The following is a 1,548-nucleotide window of genomic DNA, read 5'->3' as shown; positions in this document are numbered from 1 at the left end:
TATTCTTGCAAAATCTCCTTTGATTTCTCTGGTGTGATGTCCTTTGTCGGTGTTTCAAGGGCTAGGCGTGTGAGATACTCTAATACTTCTTTCCTGTTGATGTAGTCGTCTTTAATTGCCTTGTTTGGTTTCCCTTTAAAGACCTTGGTAAATGGTAGAATCTTAAACCGCCTGTCAATCGCTGACCTGTCCCCGTTCATTCTTGGTAAGCCGTTGGATGACTGGATAATAGTCATATTCAAGCATAAACTATAGGGGCGCTTCCCTTTGTCCTCTATAGTCATAATGTCCCCAGTCGCAAGGCTAAACATATTTGACGTATCTTTAATAACTGCATCCTTTTGTACGTCGTCCCCAATAACCAGACTCTTACCTAACAGAATGGAGGTAGAAAAACGGCTTTTATCGAACTCAGTCATCTTGAGACTTGCAACGTTCTCCATGCCTACTAGATTAATAAGTAACTGCTGAAAAGTTCCTTTACCAGTCCCACCCTCGCCATAAAGCCAAAAGATATTTTTTAGGGTTCTACCTGTGACACTTGCTTTAATAATCTGGATAGCTAGGTTATATAATTCTTGATCATTGTCAAATAATTCAGCAAGCCACTTGCTGGGCTTCCAACCGTGTATAGTAGGCTCATAGGCTTCTGGGTCGTACCTTGTACGGATTTTTCTAGTTACAATAATGCTAGGTGTTAAAGGTTCAAATGTTTCCTTACTAGCGTTATATAGCTGGTTTCCGATAACCGTATAATCATTTTGGATAGACTTCAACGGGCTACGTCTAGCGATTTTGTAAATCGTATCAAAGGCTTGTTTTTCTGTCGTATCTGGTTGAATGGTTGAGATTAAATCTTGAAGTAACTCGTTATCTTCTAACCAAATCCCCTTATCAGGATGATAGAAATACAAGGGCGCTTTCTGTCCCTGCGCTTCTGGTCTGATTCTCACAAATCGGATATACTTTCTAAGAAAGTCAGCAACCCCCAAAGATTTAGATGGTCTATCTTCCCCAAGATTCTTACATACGTTGAATAAAAAGCCTTGTACCCCTTTAAAGGTTGTCAGATAGCTTTCTGATTCTTCTATTGCCTTAGTGGGTTCATGCTGCTGATTCTCTTCAATGATTTTATTTACAATGTCATTGCTATTCAAAAGCCACCTCCTTATAGAATTTTGTTGCTACTTCTAGGAAATAGCTTGCTAGGTCTTTGCGTTTAACGATTGCAGAAAACAAGTCCACCAGCTGACTAAAACTGTAGCCATTCACAAATAGCAAGCGGACAAATAGAGAAGTCTCGTACCTGGTATAAATGCCGTTACAAATCAAGTCGAAAATCCAGCCTTTCAACTCCATGCCAAGCCCCTGCCGTTGCTCGGTCAATTTGTTTACCTCTAAATCTTTCAGAATCATCAGCAAGTCAGGACTGGCCAAACCTATCTCTAAATCTCTGGTCAGTTCCCAGCCCTCTGCTTCCTCGTTTTCGTCTTTAACTGCCACATACAAACCTTTGTAGTGGAAAGCCGTCAAGCCCTCGCCTATTGG

General features: G+C 40.9%; 2 protein-coding genes. Both read right to left on the bottom strand.

Features of this window, described 5'->3' with window-relative positions; all coding sequences use genetic code 11:
• Positions 1-1,157 (bottom strand): DNA primase family protein (locus tag HT715_RS10830; RefSeq protein ID WP_172922955.1); only part of this gene is annotated, 1,157 nt, incomplete at its 3' end.
• A partial coding sequence (locus HT715_RS10825; protein WP_240149864.1) for a hypothetical protein occupies positions 1,150-1,548 on the bottom strand: 399 nt, incomplete at its 5' end. The genes HT715_RS10825 and HT715_RS10830, both read right to left, overlap by 8 nt.

The organism is Streptococcus sp. 4155 (assembly GCF_013276695.1).
In the GTDB taxonomy this organism is placed as follows: Bacteria; Bacillota; Bacilli; order Lactobacillales; family Streptococcaceae; genus Streptococcus; species Streptococcus pseudopneumoniae.
This window is presented reverse-complemented; position numbering and strand designations above follow the sequence as displayed.